The organism is Vibrio xiamenensis, from assembly GCF_900100015.1.
Classification (GTDB): domain Bacteria; phylum Pseudomonadota; class Gammaproteobacteria; order Enterobacterales; family Vibrionaceae; genus Vibrio; species Vibrio xiamenensis.
Map to the genome: position 1 here is coordinate 19,991 of NZ_FNDD01000019.1, position 15,217 is coordinate 35,207.

The following is a 15,217-nucleotide window of genomic DNA, read 5'->3' on the forward strand; positions in this document are numbered from 1 at the left end:
CGTGGCCGATTATTGTTTAATGCCATGTGGGCTACAGCGTATGATTTGTAGCAGATGAAGAATGGCAAACAAGCCGTGACCATAAAAGTAGGTTTCAATCAGCCCAACGCTGGATTTATGCAGGCCTAGTAATCCCGAAATTTCAGTGTGACTCTGCACGCTGATAAACCACATTGCGCCAGTCGCGACTGCGATAAGTAAGGCGCTTAAACCTAACCCCTCAATCGCGGCGGCTAGGCCGCGAGGCTTGGCAATGGGTAGACGAAATGTCATTAATGTTTTTAAGTCTACTATGATGACGGAAAAATCTCCTTTCAGCCAAGGAAACAGATCTGCAAAGCCTCGTCGAGCGATCGTTTTAATTGTAAACAACACTGAAATCACCCCGAGCATTAGACCACCATACACGTGCACTTGGCTTATCAGATTCGCGTTTTGCCAATCTTGCAGATGATGAATGTGCATATAGGACGATGAAATAATTTGTAATGCCACCCAAACAATCACCAACGCATGTAAGGTGCGTTCGAGTGTGGGTATTGCATCAAACAATTGCTTGAAGGCATGTTTTATTGTCTGCATGGTCAGTTTGTTCCTTAATCCACAAATGAAAAGCCAATCCTTTGGAGCGGTTCGGCTCAATTAGCTTAGATTAACCAACAAAAATTAAGGAACACTTAAGGAAACACGTTAGCGATAGAAATCAAAGCCGGTAGATGGTTTGTGCGTTCTGATATGTCGAACAAAAAATTAGCAAACTTGCCAATTTTTTAGTGAATCTACTAATAAATGGTTATTTTCAAACAGGCTGATTTTTAATTGTTTGAAATATATGAATATTTTATTTGGTCTAAGTTTTGCTTATGCAACTTAATGATTAAAGATCTATGAGTGAACGTATGAGCCATCCATTTCCGCCGAAGCATTCGATGCATTGGCGAACCAGCCCTTACACTTACGAGCAAGCCGTCAGTGAATACGATGCGAAAGGGCATTTGCTTGATTTAACCGAGAAGCCGAATCAAGCATCAGACGATCAAGCGGGCTCACCACCAGAGCACAGTCTATTTTGGCAAGGGCAAACTGAGCCTATAGATTCGGTGACAAGCGAACCAATCCAATGGATTGAGATTCGAATCGTCGATGAATTTAATCAGCCGCTCGATTCCGTGGTTGGCAAGTTAACGGATGCCAACGGAAAAGTTTACCCGGTACGGGCTGCAAGAAGTCCAATTTATGTTCAAGGACTTGCGGCAGGGCAGATCGCATTAAGCTTTGAAAATCAAAGTTGGTTTGAATGTGTAGAAAAACGCAAACCTAACTTAAGCGCTGACGATCCCGTTCAAGCGTGGCTAGATGAAAATCAGCTTGGAAAACGCGCCTCACAAGTAAAGTTATTGACTGCCACTGCTGGGGACTTTGTCGAATTAACCCCAAACCAATCGCTAGCGCAAAGGCATCACGCAGGACAAGCTGATGATATCGTTCTTGAAACGGGTAATAGTTATCTTATTCGTATTCAAGGTTTTAATTATATTAGCTTACATATTGGCGTGTTTTTCGATGGCACCGCGAATAATAGTTACAAAGCGCGTTGGGGAAAGAGGCAGTTAGATAGCTACAGTAACGTTTGGCAGCAAAAGTATCAGCTTGCCTGCCAGCAAGTTGCTCGACAGAAAAATATCTCGCCAAGTGAGGTGTTAATTAAAGATTTGCCTGAGGAGTGTTTTTTACCTCCGGTAAAAGCTTATCAAGATAGTGCGGCCAATGAATTAACCAACATAGAAAAGTTATATCAACTCTATAAGGATTATCAGAATGACACCGACTGCTTGTATAACACCAACGAACTCAGAACAAAATTATATATAACTGGAATTGGTACTGATAATTCAGAACAAGAAGTCGGTGGTGCAGATAACCTGTTAGGACTGGGTTTAGGTGTTGGTCCCTATGGGATTATTGCGAAAGTCGACCACGCGATTGAGCAAATTCATAAGCGGTTGAACTCCTCTTTAAACTATCTCCAGAGTGCAGCATTACCTTTTCTCGATGGTATTGGCGAGGTGGTTTTCGATGTGTTTGGTTTTAGTCGCGGGGCGGCGGCTGGCCGTCATTTGGTTAATATCATTAGTGATGGAGAATCGAGCGCGTTAGCGAAGGCTCTCAAAGCGTCGTTGGATCGCAATACTCTCCTTATCGCAACTGGATTCAACTGGCAGCGTGACTATTGGCGCGCGGGCTTTGTTGGTATTTTTGATACTGTTGCATCAGTGGTTGCTGGCGTTGCAAACGATGAGATCGATCTTTCAACGCACAACACCAATAACGGTGATGTGCGGTTATGGATTGATGATACTTTTGTCGACAATGTCGTACATATCGTCGCTAACTCGACGACTGAATATCGTTACGATTTTTCGTTAAACAAGCTCAATACTGGAAGTGGTCGAAAGTTTCATGAATACACAGTACCTGGCGCTCACTCGGATTTAGGTGGTGGTTACCATTCACGCACCGTATTTAATAATGAGGGATATTTGCTGCCATTACTGGAAAATAAGCTCATTGCGCGCGCATCTCAAATCATCAATGAGGACTCCATATTCCAAAAGTCTATGACCACTAAGTTTCTGATTAAACGTTTAAACCAGCGAAGGTTGAGAGAAAAGGCCAATGGTTGGCCAGTCTTCGAGCCAGAAAGGAACTATGTTACGGTAATTAAAGAGCGGCGAATTGGGCGGCAGATAGAAATGATTGCCGAGTTAAGGTTGCGCCGAATTGTTGAAGGTGACTTATCTCGACTTTATCTGCGTTTAATGTTTGGTTTAGCGCAATATTATGGTGTTGTATTTACTAATGAGTCAGACAATGTTTGGACCGATAAAGACGTATCTTATTTCTCTGTTCAAGATGTTATAGGAAATATGGACTTTGGTGCATTTGCAGAACGAGTTCTAAGTTTAGCTAAGCAAGGCAAAGTCTATTCAGAGTTGGCTTCATTGACATTTTTAAAGCAACTCATGCGTAATAATCTTATTCATCACTCAGCGTTTGATTCGATTGGTATGAGGCCGAATGATGAAGGGAAACCTCAGTTTTATCGAGCGGCGTTTAACTGTCGTAAGCCAATTAGGCAAGATACTGAAACAGGCTTAAAAACAAGGACAAGCAGGGACAACAAATGAAGATGTATAAGTTATGGCGTATCTGCGTTGCAATCGCGACCACTTGTTACTGTCAACAGTCGTTCGCCTTTAGTCATGCCCCTGAGTACCCGCAAGACTATTATGAATGGAGCATTGCTATCATTAGCCCCAGCTTTTATCCAGTAAAAGTGTCTGAGTCTTATGGTGTTTATGAAAAAGAGGACCGAACGGTCTTAATGCATACATTTTTAGGTTTTTTTGGGGCAACCAAACTGACAGGCATAAGGAACATGATACCGGACTATGATGGTTTTGGTTTACCACTGCTGACGGATTTAGCCCGGATTCACCAAATAGGCGAAGTAAAAAAACTTCCCGATAGTATTTATATTTACTGGGTATCGCTTTATAACCAACGTTTTTTTGCCACTAAATTTGATATTCCTGATTCGGTTAAGCAGCGAGCATTGGTGCAAACAGCTCGTCCATATAGCCCGAACGTTGCCTGTTACGAAAATACTCTCTATTTTGGCTTATTACCCAATGGTCAAGCCAAGGTCTGGCAAGGGGGATGTGATAGATTCACCTTTATAGAAGAACTCACTCCGGCTACGGAACAAGATAAAGATATCAATGGTTTTGGTGCGGATGTATATATTGAAAGCTACCAAGAAGATATTCAGCAGCGAGCACAAGCTGAAGGGGTAACGTTAGACCCAATCCCATGGGATAAACTGAATCGAACCTTCACTTATGACCGACAAAAAGCCATGGACGCTTATCTAGAACGAATGAAGGCCAAAGCACATCAGCCAAAAGCTGCGAGCTCTCAGCCTTAATCGCTCTGTATAGATATCGTACAATGTTTCATGTGAAACATCAGTTGGTTAACCGAGTTGGGTTCAGTTCTTGGTTGGTAAAGCCAAGCAGTTGGAGTGTTTTAAACAGGTTCATGCCCAGTTGCCTGGCGCTTCAGGCTCTGAAGATGCAACCTATTTTATGGAGCGCGTGAAGCCGCATGGCGGGCAAGCATCCTACATGATCTTTGGTACTGAGCTTGCAGCGGGGCATCACAACGATAAGTTTGATTTCAATGAGAATGTGCTACGTAATGCGGCGGCTTTGCTGAGCAATATTGTATCTCAAGCTGCTGATTTTAAGGGCTGAGCCAAATCATTTGTGGTTAAGCTACTGAAATTTTTCATCGTATAAAAGTGCTATTCAACTCGCTCCGCGGCGATATTTCTGTCCTATATTAAATGGAGGAATAAGGATAAGGAGCGAGTTGGATGAGCCACGAAATGTTGATTTCTCGAATTAACGAATTGCCTCGAATCGAAAGCGTCATGCAAGAACTGCTCGAAATGGTCAATCGCGATACGATCAACTTCAGCGAACTGGCGAGAAAAATGTCCATGGACCAAGTCATTTCCGCGCGAGTTTTGCGAATGGCCAACTCAGCTCAGTTTGGCGGTGTGAAAGGAGTCTCCAATATTAACGATGCCATCATTCGAGTCGGCGCCGGTGCGATTCGTACCCTTGTCTCTTCTTCCATTCTCGCCACCACGTTTCCCAAGCTCGATACACTCAATATTAAAGATTACTGGGCTGATACCTTTGAAATCGCCACAATTGCCAGTGCGTTAGCCAAGCGAAGTCAACTCGATGGCAATGAAGTGTTTACTACCGGAGTGTTGCATAACATCGGTGAACTCATGATTCATTCTCTGGTGCCAGACAAAGCGCAGGAGATTATGCGCCGTGTGGAAGAGGGCGAAAGCACGATTAAAGCGCAACATGCAGTGCTAAATACCGATGCTCAGCAGCTTGGCGCGGTGCTGGCAGAAAGTTGGAAATTTCCCAGTGAGATGGTTGATGCCATTGCCAATGTTAATCACCCCGGGCGCGCGGTCGAGTCGAAACGTATCGCATGTGTGCTGTATCTTGCGCGCGATATTCATCATCACTGGGATTCGATGCTTGGTGAGGAACAAAAACAAGCGTATTTGGATAATCATCCCGCCGCCAAAGCGCTGCATATTCCAGACGATATGGTGGCGGTGATTGATAATGTGCGTGGCCAAGGTAGCGAACTGGCGTACCAGCTTTTTTAAGCCAGCTAACTTTTTTGCACTTCGACTTGGCGTTTGTTCAATTTGAGCTGCTGAATGACTAAACCGCCGATAATCAAAATCAGACCAATTAAAGTCGTCGGATGAATCTTTTCACCAATAATGGTCGAAAGCAGAATCAATGAAATAAACGGCGAAGCAAAAATCAGATTGCTGATCCGTGCGGTGTTAGACGTTAGCTTTAACGCCGATAACCAAAGTACAAAGGTCACACCCATTTCAAATAGCCCGACGTAAACCACGCTAGCCCAACCTTTGAAGCTAATGGTTTGCCAAGGCGCGCCTTCCCACCAACTCAACGCGATGGCAAAAGGCAGCGCAACCAGAAATCCGAGTAATACTCCTACAATTGGATCGGCTTTGTTTTTGGTGTTGAGAATCCAATATCCTGCCCACAACAAGGTTGAGAGCAAAGCCAAACCGACGCCAAGCGGGCTATCAAAGCGCATTTCAAGCACTTGGCCTTTGGTGGCGATAACCACCACTCCCAAATAACTTAATACGCAGGCAATCCAATCCTGTTTACGAATTTTTTGCCCTAGGAAAAAGGCCGCCATTAAGGTTAGCGTGATAGCCCAACTGTAATTGATCGCTTGCGCCTGTGACGCTGGTAGCAGGTCATAGGCTTTAAACAGAATCATGTAATAGGCGAGCGGATTGATTAACCCTAGCAACAGATAATATTTGGGGTTGGCGGTGAAGGTTGCCGAGATGGCCGCAAGATTTCCTTGCAGTGCGCAAATCAACAGTAGCACTAACGCTGAAACTAAGCTGGCAACAGTAAGCATTTGGATAGGCGTAAACTCTGCCAAAGTGAGCTTAAATGCGGTCGCAACTGTTGACCATAACAAAACCGCAGCTATGCCAAAGCCTAGCGCTCGACGCTCATTCATTGTGATTCCTTTCGTGGATAATAGAAGCGGGCACATTACGTGCTTTAATCATCACGCCAGTCTACTCTGGGATCTATGAGCGACAAACTGGACATTTATCCAGTATCGAAATACCATTTAACTTGACGGTTTTATTTAAGGTAACTCTCAGATTATGCAGTGGATTATTGAACATCAAAACCTATTACTTAGCGCTGTTGGCGGTTTGGCTTTGGGTGGTTTAGGCGTGGGATGGTGGATTAAGCAGAAGATGCGTTTTCAGCTGCAATTGCTTGAACAACAGTTACAGGCCCAGCAGCAATTGTTCGATAGCCAAACCCAGCAGTTGCAAAAGGAGCTCAGTCAGTCGCAACAGGAGTTAGACGAGCTCGATTCTGAGCGTGATAAAGCTGCGTATGAGCTGAAACAATCTCACGGTAAGCTTATGGCGGTACTTGAGAAATTGCGGTACTTCGAAGCGGTCAAGCAAGAGCGTCAGCAATATGCAGACGAAGTGAATTCACTGCGCGAGCAGAAATCTCAGTTGCAAGCCGAACGCCGCGAACAAGAAGCGCGCCATCAAGAAGAAAGTAAAGCCAATCAAGAAAAACTCAAGTTGCTTGAGCAAGCCGAGGAACGGCTGAAGCAGCAGTTCGAACATCTAGCTAATCAACTGTTTGAAGTGAAAACCGCCAAAGTCGATCAGCAAAACCGCCAAAGTCTCGAAGGATTACTTGGGCCGCTAAAAGAGCAACTTGAAGGGTTTAAAAAGCAAGTTAACGATAACTTCAATCAGGAAGCTAAAGAGCGCCACACACTGGTGCACGAGCTGAAAAACTTGCAACGCTTGAACGAACAAATGACCAATGAAGCGGTGAATCTGACTCAAGCGCTTAAAGGTGACAACAAGCAGCAAGGTAACTGGGGTGAAGTGGTACTTGCGCGAGTGCTGGCGGAATCAGGGCTTCGTGAAGGTCATGAATATCAGACGCAAGTGAGTTTGCAAAACGAAGCCGGAAAGCGTTACCAACCGGATGTGATCGTTCACTTACCTCAAGACAAACAAGTCGTCATCGATTCAAAAATGGCGCTGGTGGCATACGAGCGTTACTTCAACGCCGAAACCGATACCGAGCGTGATCGCGCTTTAGGCGATCATCTGGTTGCGCTGCGCGCGCACATCAAAGGCTTAAGTCTCAAGGATTACCATCAGTTAAAAGGCATTCAAAGCCTAGATTATGTTCTGATGTTCATTCCGGTTGAGCCGGCGTTTCAGGTCGCGATTCAAGCTGACCCGAGCTTGGTTAAAGATGCGATGGACAGCAATATTATTTTGGTTAGCCCCACGACTTTGTTGGTAGCACTGCGTACCATTGATAATTTATGGCGTAATGAGCGTCAAAGCCAAAACGCCAAACTCATCGCTGAACGGGCGAGTAAGCTGTACGACAAACTGAGGTTGTTTGTTGAGGATATGGAAAACTTGGGCGGTGCGTTAGACAGAGCCAATCAAAGTTACCAAGGCGCAATGAATAAGTTAGCCACGGGGAGAGGCAATGCGATTCGCCAAGCCGAGAGTTTTAAGCAACTTGGTGTGGAAGTAAAACGCCCGATTTCTGCCAATCTGACTGAGTTGGCACAAAATTCACCTTTGACTGAAAATGATTCTTTAGTAGAAAGACATCACGCAGAGGATAAAGTAAACTAATTGCCCGCAGCATAAAGATTTCTATCAATCGTTCGTTTTGCGCTGCCTAAGAGGAACCATAATGACGGATACAAGCGTGCAATCACAAGCAGATCAAGATAACTCAACTACCACCCATTTCGGGTTTTCAACGGTAGCAAAAGAAGAGAAAGTGGCGAAAGTCGCCGAAGTGTTCCACTCAGTCGCGGCCAAATACGACATCATGAATGACTTGATGTCAGGCGGTATTCACAGACTTTGGAAGCGCTTTACGATTGATTGCAGTGGCGCACGCCCAGGGCAGAAAGTTCTTGATTTAGGTGGTGGTACTGGCGATCTAACCGCTAAATTCTCACGTATTGTTGGCGACGCGGGCCATGTTGTTCTCGCCGACATTAACAATTCAATGCTTAATGTTGGTCGCGATAAACTGCGTGATAGCGGTATTGTCGGTAACGTGCATTACGTGCAAGCCAACGCTGAAGAACTGCCATTTCCTGACGACTACTTCGATATTATTACCATCAGTTTCTGTCTGCGTAATGTCACCGATAAAGATGCTGCGCTGCGTTCGATGTTTCGTGTATTGAAACCCGGCGGTCGCCTATTGGTATTAGAGTTTTCTAAGCCAATTTTTGAGCCGCTTTCTAAAATTTACGATGCCTACTCATTCCATCTGTTACCGAAAATGGGCCAATTGGTTGCTAACGATTCGGAAAGCTATCGTTACCTAGCGGAATCGATTCGCATGCACCCTGATCAAGAAACCCTCAAAGGCATGATGGACGAAGCCGGTTTTGATAACACCAGTTATTACAATCTGACAGGTGGTATTGTGGCGCTGCACCGCGGCTATAAATTCTAGGGAAAACTATGCCATTAGACGCCTTGATGACAGCGGGAATTGAAGTCTCGCTCAATACGCTAATCAAAGATGACCCAGAATTAGTGCGCCGTTTAGCGCGTATGAAAGGGCAAGTGATTCAAGTTCATCTTAAAGAGTTGAACAAGACGCTAACGTTTATTTTCAGCCAACAAATTGATGTACTGGCGCAGTACGAAGGCGAGCCTAACTGCTATCTGTCACTCAATTTGTCGGTATTGCCGCAGCTACGCGAGCAAGCCAATATCACTAAGCTGATCAAGCAAGATAAAGTGGTCTTAGACGGTGATATTCAGTTGGCGCAGAAATTTGCTCAGCTGATGACCGACTGCAAACCTGATCTCGAAGAGTGGTTGTCGCGTGTGACTGGAGATGTGGTTGCTCACACTGTGGTGAGTGGTGCCAAACAGATGTTTAGCCAAGTAAAACAGTGTGCAGCGAAGCAGCAAGATCACCTCGGGCAAATTGTCACAGAAGAGTGGCAACTTGCTCCTTCGGCTCTGGAAGTGGCACATTTTTGTGACCAAGTGGATGAGCTAAAAAGCCATGCGGCACGTATTGAAGAGCGTTTCAATCAATTACTGGAGACGCTATGACGCTAGCTGAGCTAAAACGTCTGTATCGAATTATCAAAGTTCAACTTGAATACGGTCTTGATGAACTTGTTCCTCAACAACATCAGTTAACCAAAGCGCCATTATTGGCTCGTAAATCTCTATTTTGGCTAAAGAATCGTCATGCTGACAAACCGCTTGGCGAGCGCTTACGCCTTGCCTTGCAAGAACTTGGTCCAGTGTGGATCAAGTTCGGTCAAATGATGTCGACTCGCCGCGACCTGTTTCCTGTGCACATTGCCGACCAACTTGCGCTATTGCAGGATAAAGTTGCGCCTTTTGATGGACAACTGGCGCGCGAGCAAATGGAAAAAGCGCTGGGCGGCAGTTTAGATACTTGGTTTGATGATTTTGATATTACGCCTTTGGCTTCAGCATCGATCGCGCAAGTTCATACCGCCAAGCTGAAATCATCAGGGCGTGAAATCGTATTGAAAGTGATTCGCCCTGATATTCGCCCGGTCATTGATGCTGATCTTAAACTCATGTATCGCATGGCGCGGATTGTTGCTAAGACGCTCCCGGAAGCGCGGCGCCTCAAGCCAGTCGAAGTGGTTCGCGAATACGAAAAAACCTTGCTCGATGAGCTCGATTTACGTCGCGAAGCCGCAAATGCCATTCAGCTACGACGCAATTTCGAAGCCAGCGAGGAGCTTTATGTTCCTGAAATCATTACCGAGTTTAGTAATGAAACTGTCATGGTTTCTGAGCGAATATACGGCATTCAGGTTTCGGACCTCGATAGCCTAAACGCCAATGGCACTAACATGAAGTTATTGGCAGAGCGGGGCGTGAGCGTGTTCTTCACTCAAGTGTTTCGCGATAGTTTCTTCCATGCTGACATGCACCCAGGAAATGTGTTCGTCAATCCTGAACATCCTGACAATCCGCAGTGGATTGGTTTGGATTGCGGCATTGTTGGCACTTTAAATAGCGAAGATAAACGTTATTTAGCGGAAAACTTTCTTGCCTTTTTCAATCGTGATTACCGTCGTGTGGCAGAATTACACGTTGAGTCAGGATGGGTTCCACGTGAAACCAACATTGATGAATTTGAATTTGCGATTCGAATTGTCTGTGAACCGATTTTTGCTAAGCCGCTATGTGAGATTTCCTTTGGCCATGTGCTATTAAACTTATTTAATACCGCGCGTCGCTTTAATATGGAAGTGCAGCCACAATTAGTGCTACTACAGAAAACACTTCTGTATGTAGAAGGCTTAGGGCGTCAGTTATATCCGCAGTTGGATTTATGGGAAACGGCCAAACCGTTTCTTGAAAAATGGATGATGAATCAAGTGGGCCCGCAAGCGGTGATTAATGCAGTCAAAGATCGCGCACCGTTTTGGGCAGAAAAATTACCGGAATTGCCAGAACTACTCTACGATAGCTTAAAACAGGGTAAAGTAATGAATCAGCGTATTGACGCGCTTTACCAAGGTTATCGAGACAGCAAACGTCAGCAAGCGACGGGGCGGTTTCTGTTTGGCGTTGGTGCAACTTTAATAGTGTGTTCAACTATTTTGTTAACTAGCGCCGATCAACGATTGGCATATGGCGCTGTAGCGATAGGTGCGGTATGTTGGTTACTGAGTTGGCGAGCTTATCGTCGTTAAACGATAAGTTTTGAATTGTAGAAATAAGACCCGAGGAAAATTGAAATGGGTGGTATTAGTATTTGGCAACTTCTGATTGTTGCTGTCATCGTTGTACTGTTATTCGGTACCAAGAAACTTCGCAACATTGGTGGCGACCTAGGCAGTGCAGTGAAAGGCTTCAAAAAAGCCATGAATGATGAAACGCCAGCCGACAAGAAAGACGCAGATTTTGAGCAAAAGAACATCGAGCAAAGCCAATCAGCTTCTGCCGATAGCACAAAAGAAAAAGATAAAGAGCAGGTATAACAGTGTTTGATATCGGTTTTTGGGAACTGGTATTGATCTCTGTGGTGGGGCTGGTGGTTTTAGGACCAGAGCGGTTGCCTCATGCAATACGCAGCGTCTCTAAATTTATTGGCGCGGCGAAAAGTATGGCCAACAATGTGAAAGATGAAATTTCACATGAGTTGAAAATTCAAGAGCTGCAAGAAAACTTGCGTAAAGCGGAAAAAATGGGCATGGACAATCTTGATCCAGAGCTTAAGTCTTCCGTCGATGAGCTAAAAAAAGCTGCCCAAGACGTTCAACGTCCTTATGCGCAAGACCAAGCTCAGCCGCAAGGTGACGTTCAAGCAGATTCGCAAGCAACCGCTTCAGACCACGAGTCCACATCGGCAGATAAAAAAGCCGAGTAACCTTCCATACGAGAGTAGCACTTTGCGTGCTGCTCTTTTTGTCTTTGTAGATGAGGCTTGCTATGTCTTCGGTAGAGCAGACACAACCTTTGATTAGCCATTTACTTGAGCTAAGAAACCGCTTATTGCGCGCTATTCTTGCGGTAATAGTGGTGTTTGTTGGATTGGTGTATTTCTCCAACAATATTTACGAATTTGTTTCCAAGCCGTTGGTCGACAAATTGCCGGCAGGTGCGACGATGATCGCGACCGATGTTGCATCACCGTTCTTTACTCCGCTGAAATTGACGTTAATTGCCTCGGTGTTTGTTGCCGTGCCTTACATCCTTTATCAAGTATGGGCATTTGTGGCGCCAGGTTTGTATAAACATGAACGTCGTTTAGTGATGCCGCTGATGTTCTCAAGCTCGCTGCTGTTTTACTGCGGTGTTGCGTTTGCTTACTACGTGGTTTTTCCGCTGGTGTTTGGCTTTTTCACCACCATTTCACTCGGCGGTGTCGAGTTTGCTACTGATATCGCCAGCTATCTGGATTTTGTATTGGCGCTGTTCTTAGCGTTTGGTATTGCGTTTGAAGTGCCTGTGGCGATTATTTTATTGTGCTGGACGGGTGCTACCGACGTTGAAAGTTTGAGAGCCAAGCGTCCGTATATCGTTGTGGGCGCATTTGTGGTCGGGATGTTACTCACGCCGCCCGATATGATTTCACAAACGCTGCTTGCGATTCCGATGTGTATTCTGTTTGAAATTGGTTTGTTCTTTGCTCGCTTCTATACTCGCGATGAAGAACGGGACGATGAGCAACAAGAGCAAGAGTAATCGGCGAAAGAAATAAAAAAGGTTGGCATTGGCCAACCTTTTTTATTGTCAGTTCTAAACTATTGCCTTGGGATTTAAACCGCGTTTATTACAGGCCAAATAGTTGCTTGGCGTTGTGAGTCGTTAGTTCATCGACGGCATTGATATCAAGCTCACGCAGTTCAGCTATACGCTTGGCGACAAGCTGAGTATAGGCTGGTTCGTTACGCTTACCGCGGTGCGGTACTGGCGCCAAATACGGGCAGTCAGTTTCGAGAATCACGTAGTCCATATTCAAGTGTGGAATCACTTTATCCATACCGCCATTTTTAAACGTCGATACACCGCCAAGGCCCAAGTGGAAACCGAGATCGTTGATCGCTTGAGCTTCTTCGACACTACCACCAAAGCAGTGGAATACGCCGCGCAACGCGCCATTTTGCTCCTGCTTGAGCAGGCTTAAGGTTTCTTCAATCGAATCGCGAGTATGGATAACCACGGGCAGTTCGAGTTCTTTCGCCCAATTGAGTTGAGTGACAAACGCACGCTCTTGTTCGGCGCGAAACGTTTTATCCCAGTATAAGTCGATACCAATTTCACCCACGGCGATAAAGTCATGGCGTTCAAACCAGCTGTGTATGGTGGCTAACGTGCTGTCGACATCAGCGTTAACATAGCAAGGGTGCAAGCCCATCATTGAGCGACAAACATTAGGGTAAGCTGCTTCGGTATCCAGCATTGGCTGAATAGACTCTAAGTCGATATTAGGCAGTAGAATACGATCAATGCCTTGTGCTAAAGCGCGTTCAACGACTTGAACGCGGTCGTGATCAAACTCGCTGGCGTAGATGTGGGCATGGGTATCGATCATGGTAAATATCCTTTGGCTAACGTTGCCGCTATCTAAACATAAATCGCTATTCGGTGCATCCAATCCCTAGGGTGGCAGCAAAGATTTCGTGGTTTTGACGTATCAGATATGGTGTAGAGAAGTGAAAATGATATCATTTCCACAGTCTGTCACGAGTGAAAAGGAGAGCAGAGTGTCTGTTTCTATCCAAGGGCAATTTCCCGAGCGCCGTATGCGCCGAGTTCGTAAACATGATTTCAGTCGCCGATTAACTGCAGAAAACCAGTTATCTGCAAGTGACCTCATTTATCCAATGTTTATTTTGATGGGCAAAGATCGCCGCGAAGCGATTGACTCTATGCCTGGTATTGAGCGTTTGTCGATTGATTTGATGCTTGAGGAAGCGCAATACCTTGCCAGTTTAGGTGTTCCTGCCATCGCTCTGTTTCCCGTTGTGACTCAAGATGCAAAAAGTCTGTGTGCCAGTGAGGCGTTTAGCCCAGAAGGTTTGGTGCAGCGCGCCGTAAAAGCGCTCAAAGAGCATGTGCCAGAAATGGGCGTGATCACTGATGTTGCTCTCGATCCTTACACCACCCACGGCCAAGATGGCATCATCGACGATGAAGGGTATGTGCTAAATGATGAAACCACCGAAGTTTTGATCAAACAGGCGCTGTCTCACGCTGCTGCAGGTGCTGATGTGGTTGCCCCGTCAGATATGATGGATGGACGAATTGGTAAAATTCGCCAAGCGCTAGAAGAGGCCGGTTTTATTAACACTCAGATCATGGCGTATTCTGCTAAGTATGCGTCGAGCTACTATGGCCCATTTCGTGATGCGGTCGGTTCATCAAGTAACCTCAAAGGTGGCAACAAGAAAAACTACCAAATGGATCCTGCCAACAGTGATGAAGCCTTGCATGAAGTGGCAATGGATGTCGCTGAAGGCGCTGATATGGTGATGGTAAAACCGGGCATGCCTTACTTAGACGTTGTGCGCCGAGTGAAATCTGAGCTGCAAGTGCCGACATTTGCTTACCAAGTTTCCGGTGAATATGCGATGCATAAAGCGGCGTTTGCTAATGGTTGGTTGAATGAGAAAGAAGTCGTGATGGAATCACTGCTGTGCTTTAAACGTGCTGGCGCCGATGGCATCTTGACTTACTTCAGTAAGCAAGTTGCAGAGTGGCTCGCGCAGGACGGCGCAAAAGTTGCGAACAATCTGAAATCAACACCAAGTGAATAAATCGCTATGTGAGTGGATAGGCTGACTTCGGTCGGCCTTTTTTATGGCTAAATTGGAGTGTTAATTGTGATCATTCGACAAGGCAGTTTGGCTGAAGTGGTGTCGATCGTGACTAAGATCGACGAATTTGTGAGTAAAGAAACTGAAGCGTCATTGAGTGCTCGCTTGGCTGGCAAAACACACTATATCCAAATCGCGGAGCAGGGCGGTGAACTGCTTGGATTTAAAATCGGTTATCAAATCGACGGCGATACCTTTTATAGCTGGTTTGGTGGTGTGAGCTCTGAGGCAAGGGGAAAAGGTGTGGCGCAAGCTCTGCTTGAAGCACAAGAAAAATGGGCTCGAGATCATAATTTTCAAACGATTACGGTTAAGTCGCGTAACCAATTTCCGGCGATGTTGAGATTACTAATTAGAAATGGTTATCTGATTGAAAAATATGAAGAAAAACCTAATACCCTCGAGTCTAGAATCTATTTTAGAAAAGCGCTTTTTGCCTAGCAGATCAAAATAAATGATATTTTTTCTCATTTAGATGTTGACCAACTAAATGAGAATAATTATTATTACTCTCGTCTTAGGGAATTAGAGCAGTTCAACAGACGTCACGGACATTACTCTCTCCTCGGGTGAATGCGACGAATGTAGGGCGACCCCAATTCTTTTTGACACGACATTGCTCACATTGCTTCCA

Annotated in this window: 15 protein-coding genes and 1 pseudogene; 13 read left to right on the forward strand and 3 right to left on the reverse strand. The window is 45.3% G+C overall.

Translation table 11 applies throughout. The features are described 5' to 3' along the window. Positions 1-9: 9 nt before the first annotated feature. Entirely contained in the window at positions 10-582 is a 573-nt protein-coding gene (locus BLS03_RS15260; protein WP_093275729.1) for a hypothetical protein, read from the reverse strand. Between the two features lie 305 nt (positions 583-887). Here BLS03_RS15260 and BLS03_RS15265 point away from each other — a divergent pair, with 305 nt between their 5' ends. The 4 genes and pseudogenes from BLS03_RS15265 to BLS03_RS15280 all read left to right on the forward strand — a co-directional run bounded on the left by BLS03_RS15265 (position 888) and on the right by BLS03_RS15280 (position 5,263). Beyond that, positions 888-3,188, forward strand: coding sequence for a DUF2235 domain-containing protein (locus BLS03_RS15265; protein ID WP_093275731.1), 2,301 nt, complete (start codon positions 888-890; stop codon positions 3,186-3,188). Next, positions 3,185-3,988, forward strand: a complete 804-nt coding sequence (locus tag BLS03_RS15270; RefSeq protein WP_093275733.1) for a DUF2931 family protein — start codon at positions 3,185-3,187, stop codon at positions 3,986-3,988. Before BLS03_RS15265 ends, BLS03_RS15270 begins: the two co-directional genes overlap by 4 nt. 67 nt (positions 3,989-4,055) lie before the next feature. Next, positions 4,056-4,316: pseudogene (locus tag BLS03_RS15275) on the forward strand (hypothetical protein); the annotation flags it as partial. Positions 4,317-4,438: 122 nt separating this feature from the next. Beyond that, entirely contained in the window at positions 4,439-5,263 is an 825-nt protein-coding gene (locus tag BLS03_RS15280) for an HDOD domain-containing protein (protein WP_093275734.1), read from the forward strand. A gap of 5 nt (positions 5,264-5,268) precedes the next feature. Here BLS03_RS15280 and BLS03_RS15285 read toward each other — a convergent pair whose 3' ends face one another. After that, positions 5,269-6,174, reverse strand: coding sequence for a DMT family transporter (locus tag BLS03_RS15285; protein ID WP_093275737.1), 906 nt, complete (start codon positions 6,172-6,174; stop codon positions 5,269-5,271). A gap of 154 nt (positions 6,175-6,328) precedes the next feature. Here BLS03_RS15285 and rmuC point away from each other — a divergent pair, with 154 nt between their 5' ends. The 7 genes from rmuC (at position 6,329) to tatC (ending at position 12,448) form a co-directional block, all read left to right on the forward strand. Beyond that, positions 6,329-7,861, forward strand: coding sequence for a DNA recombination protein RmuC (gene rmuC / locus BLS03_RS15290; protein ID WP_093275740.1), 1,533 nt, complete (start codon positions 6,329-6,331; stop codon positions 7,859-7,861). Between the two features lie 61 nt (positions 7,862-7,922). Beyond that, complete coding sequence (gene ubiE / locus BLS03_RS15295; RefSeq protein WP_093275742.1) at positions 7,923-8,705, forward strand: bifunctional demethylmenaquinone methyltransferase/2-methoxy-6-polyprenyl-1,4-benzoquinol methylase UbiE; 783 nt, start codon at positions 7,923-7,925, stop codon at positions 8,703-8,705. Positions 8,706-8,713: 8 nt separating this feature from the next. Beyond that, positions 8,714-9,319: a ubiquinone biosynthesis accessory factor UbiJ gene (locus tag BLS03_RS15300; protein ID WP_093275745.1), complete on the forward strand. Its 606-nt coding sequence runs from the start codon at positions 8,714-8,716 to the stop codon at positions 9,317-9,319. Then, a complete protein-coding gene (ubiB, locus tag BLS03_RS15305) occupies positions 9,316-10,953 on the forward strand; it encodes a ubiquinone biosynthesis regulatory protein kinase UbiB (protein ID WP_093275748.1) in 1,638 nt (545 codons plus the stop codon). Before BLS03_RS15300 ends, ubiB begins: the two co-directional genes overlap by 4 nt. A gap of 45 nt (positions 10,954-10,998) precedes the next feature. Then, positions 10,999-11,241 carry a Sec-independent protein translocase subunit TatA gene (gene tatA / locus BLS03_RS15310; RefSeq protein WP_093275751.1) on the forward strand — a complete coding sequence of 81 codons (243 nt, stop codon included), beginning with the start codon at positions 10,999-11,001 and terminating at the stop codon, positions 11,239-11,241. Between the two features lie 2 nt (positions 11,242-11,243). Further along, on the forward strand, positions 11,244-11,630 hold the full coding sequence (gene tatB / locus BLS03_RS15315) for a Sec-independent protein translocase protein TatB (protein ID WP_093275754.1): 387 nt from the start codon (positions 11,244-11,246) through the stop codon (positions 11,628-11,630). A 62-nt stretch (positions 11,631-11,692) separates the two neighbouring features. Next, on the forward strand, positions 11,693-12,448 hold the full coding sequence (gene tatC, locus BLS03_RS15320) for a twin-arginine translocase subunit TatC (protein WP_093275757.1): 756 nt from the start codon (positions 11,693-11,695) through the stop codon (positions 12,446-12,448). Positions 12,449-12,536: 88 nt separating this feature from the next. Here the strand turns inward: tatC and BLS03_RS15325 are convergent, their stop codons facing one another. Beyond that, positions 12,537-13,298 (reverse strand): TatD family hydrolase, encoded by a 762-nt coding sequence (locus BLS03_RS15325; RefSeq protein ID WP_093275761.1) that lies wholly within the window; start codon positions 13,296-13,298, stop codon positions 12,537-12,539. 172 nt (positions 13,299-13,470) lie between these two features. Between BLS03_RS15325 and hemB the strand changes: the two genes are divergently transcribed. Both hemB and BLS03_RS15335 read left to right on the forward strand, forming a co-directional pair. Beyond that, entirely contained in the window at positions 13,471-14,523 is a 1,053-nt protein-coding gene (gene hemB, locus BLS03_RS15330; RefSeq protein ID WP_093275765.1) for a porphobilinogen synthase, read from the forward strand. Positions 14,524-14,589: 66 nt separating this feature from the next. Next, complete coding sequence (locus tag BLS03_RS15335; RefSeq protein ID WP_176765610.1) at positions 14,590-15,024, forward strand: GNAT family N-acetyltransferase; 435 nt, start codon at positions 14,590-14,592, stop codon at positions 15,022-15,024. Positions 15,025-15,217: the final 193 nt, after the last annotated feature.

Coding starts and splice junctions, on each gene's coding strand:
- BLS03_RS15260 (WP_093275729.1), bottom strand. CDS start 582: ATGCAGACAATAAAACATGCCTTCAAGCAATTGTTTGATGCAATACCC.
- BLS03_RS15265 (WP_093275731.1), top strand. CDS start 888: ATGAGTGAACGTATGAGCCATCCATTTCCGCCGAAGCATTCGATGCAT.
- BLS03_RS15270 (WP_093275733.1), top strand. CDS start 3,185: ATGAAGATGTATAAGTTATGGCGTATCTGCGTTGCAATCGCGACCACT.
- BLS03_RS15280 (WP_093275734.1), top strand. CDS start 4,439: ATGAGCCACGAAATGTTGATTTCTCGAATTAACGAATTGCCTCGAATC.
- BLS03_RS15285 (WP_093275737.1), bottom strand. CDS start 6,174: ATGAATGAGCGTCGAGCGCTAGGCTTTGGCATAGCTGCGGTTTTGTTA.
- rmuC (WP_093275740.1), top strand. CDS start 6,329: ATGCAGTGGATTATTGAACATCAAAACCTATTACTTAGCGCTGTTGGC.
- ubiE (WP_093275742.1), top strand. CDS start 7,923: ATGACGGATACAAGCGTGCAATCACAAGCAGATCAAGATAACTCAACT.
- BLS03_RS15300 (WP_093275745.1), top strand. CDS start 8,714: ATGCCATTAGACGCCTTGATGACAGCGGGAATTGAAGTCTCGCTCAAT.
- ubiB (WP_093275748.1), top strand. CDS start 9,316: ATGACGCTAGCTGAGCTAAAACGTCTGTATCGAATTATCAAAGTTCAA.
- tatA (WP_093275751.1), top strand. CDS start 10,999: ATGGGTGGTATTAGTATTTGGCAACTTCTGATTGTTGCTGTCATCGTT.
- tatC (WP_093275757.1), top strand. CDS start 11,693: ATGTCTTCGGTAGAGCAGACACAACCTTTGATTAGCCATTTACTTGAG.
- BLS03_RS15325 (WP_093275761.1), bottom strand. CDS start 13,298: ATGATCGATACCCATGCCCACATCTACGCCAGCGAGTTTGATCACGAC.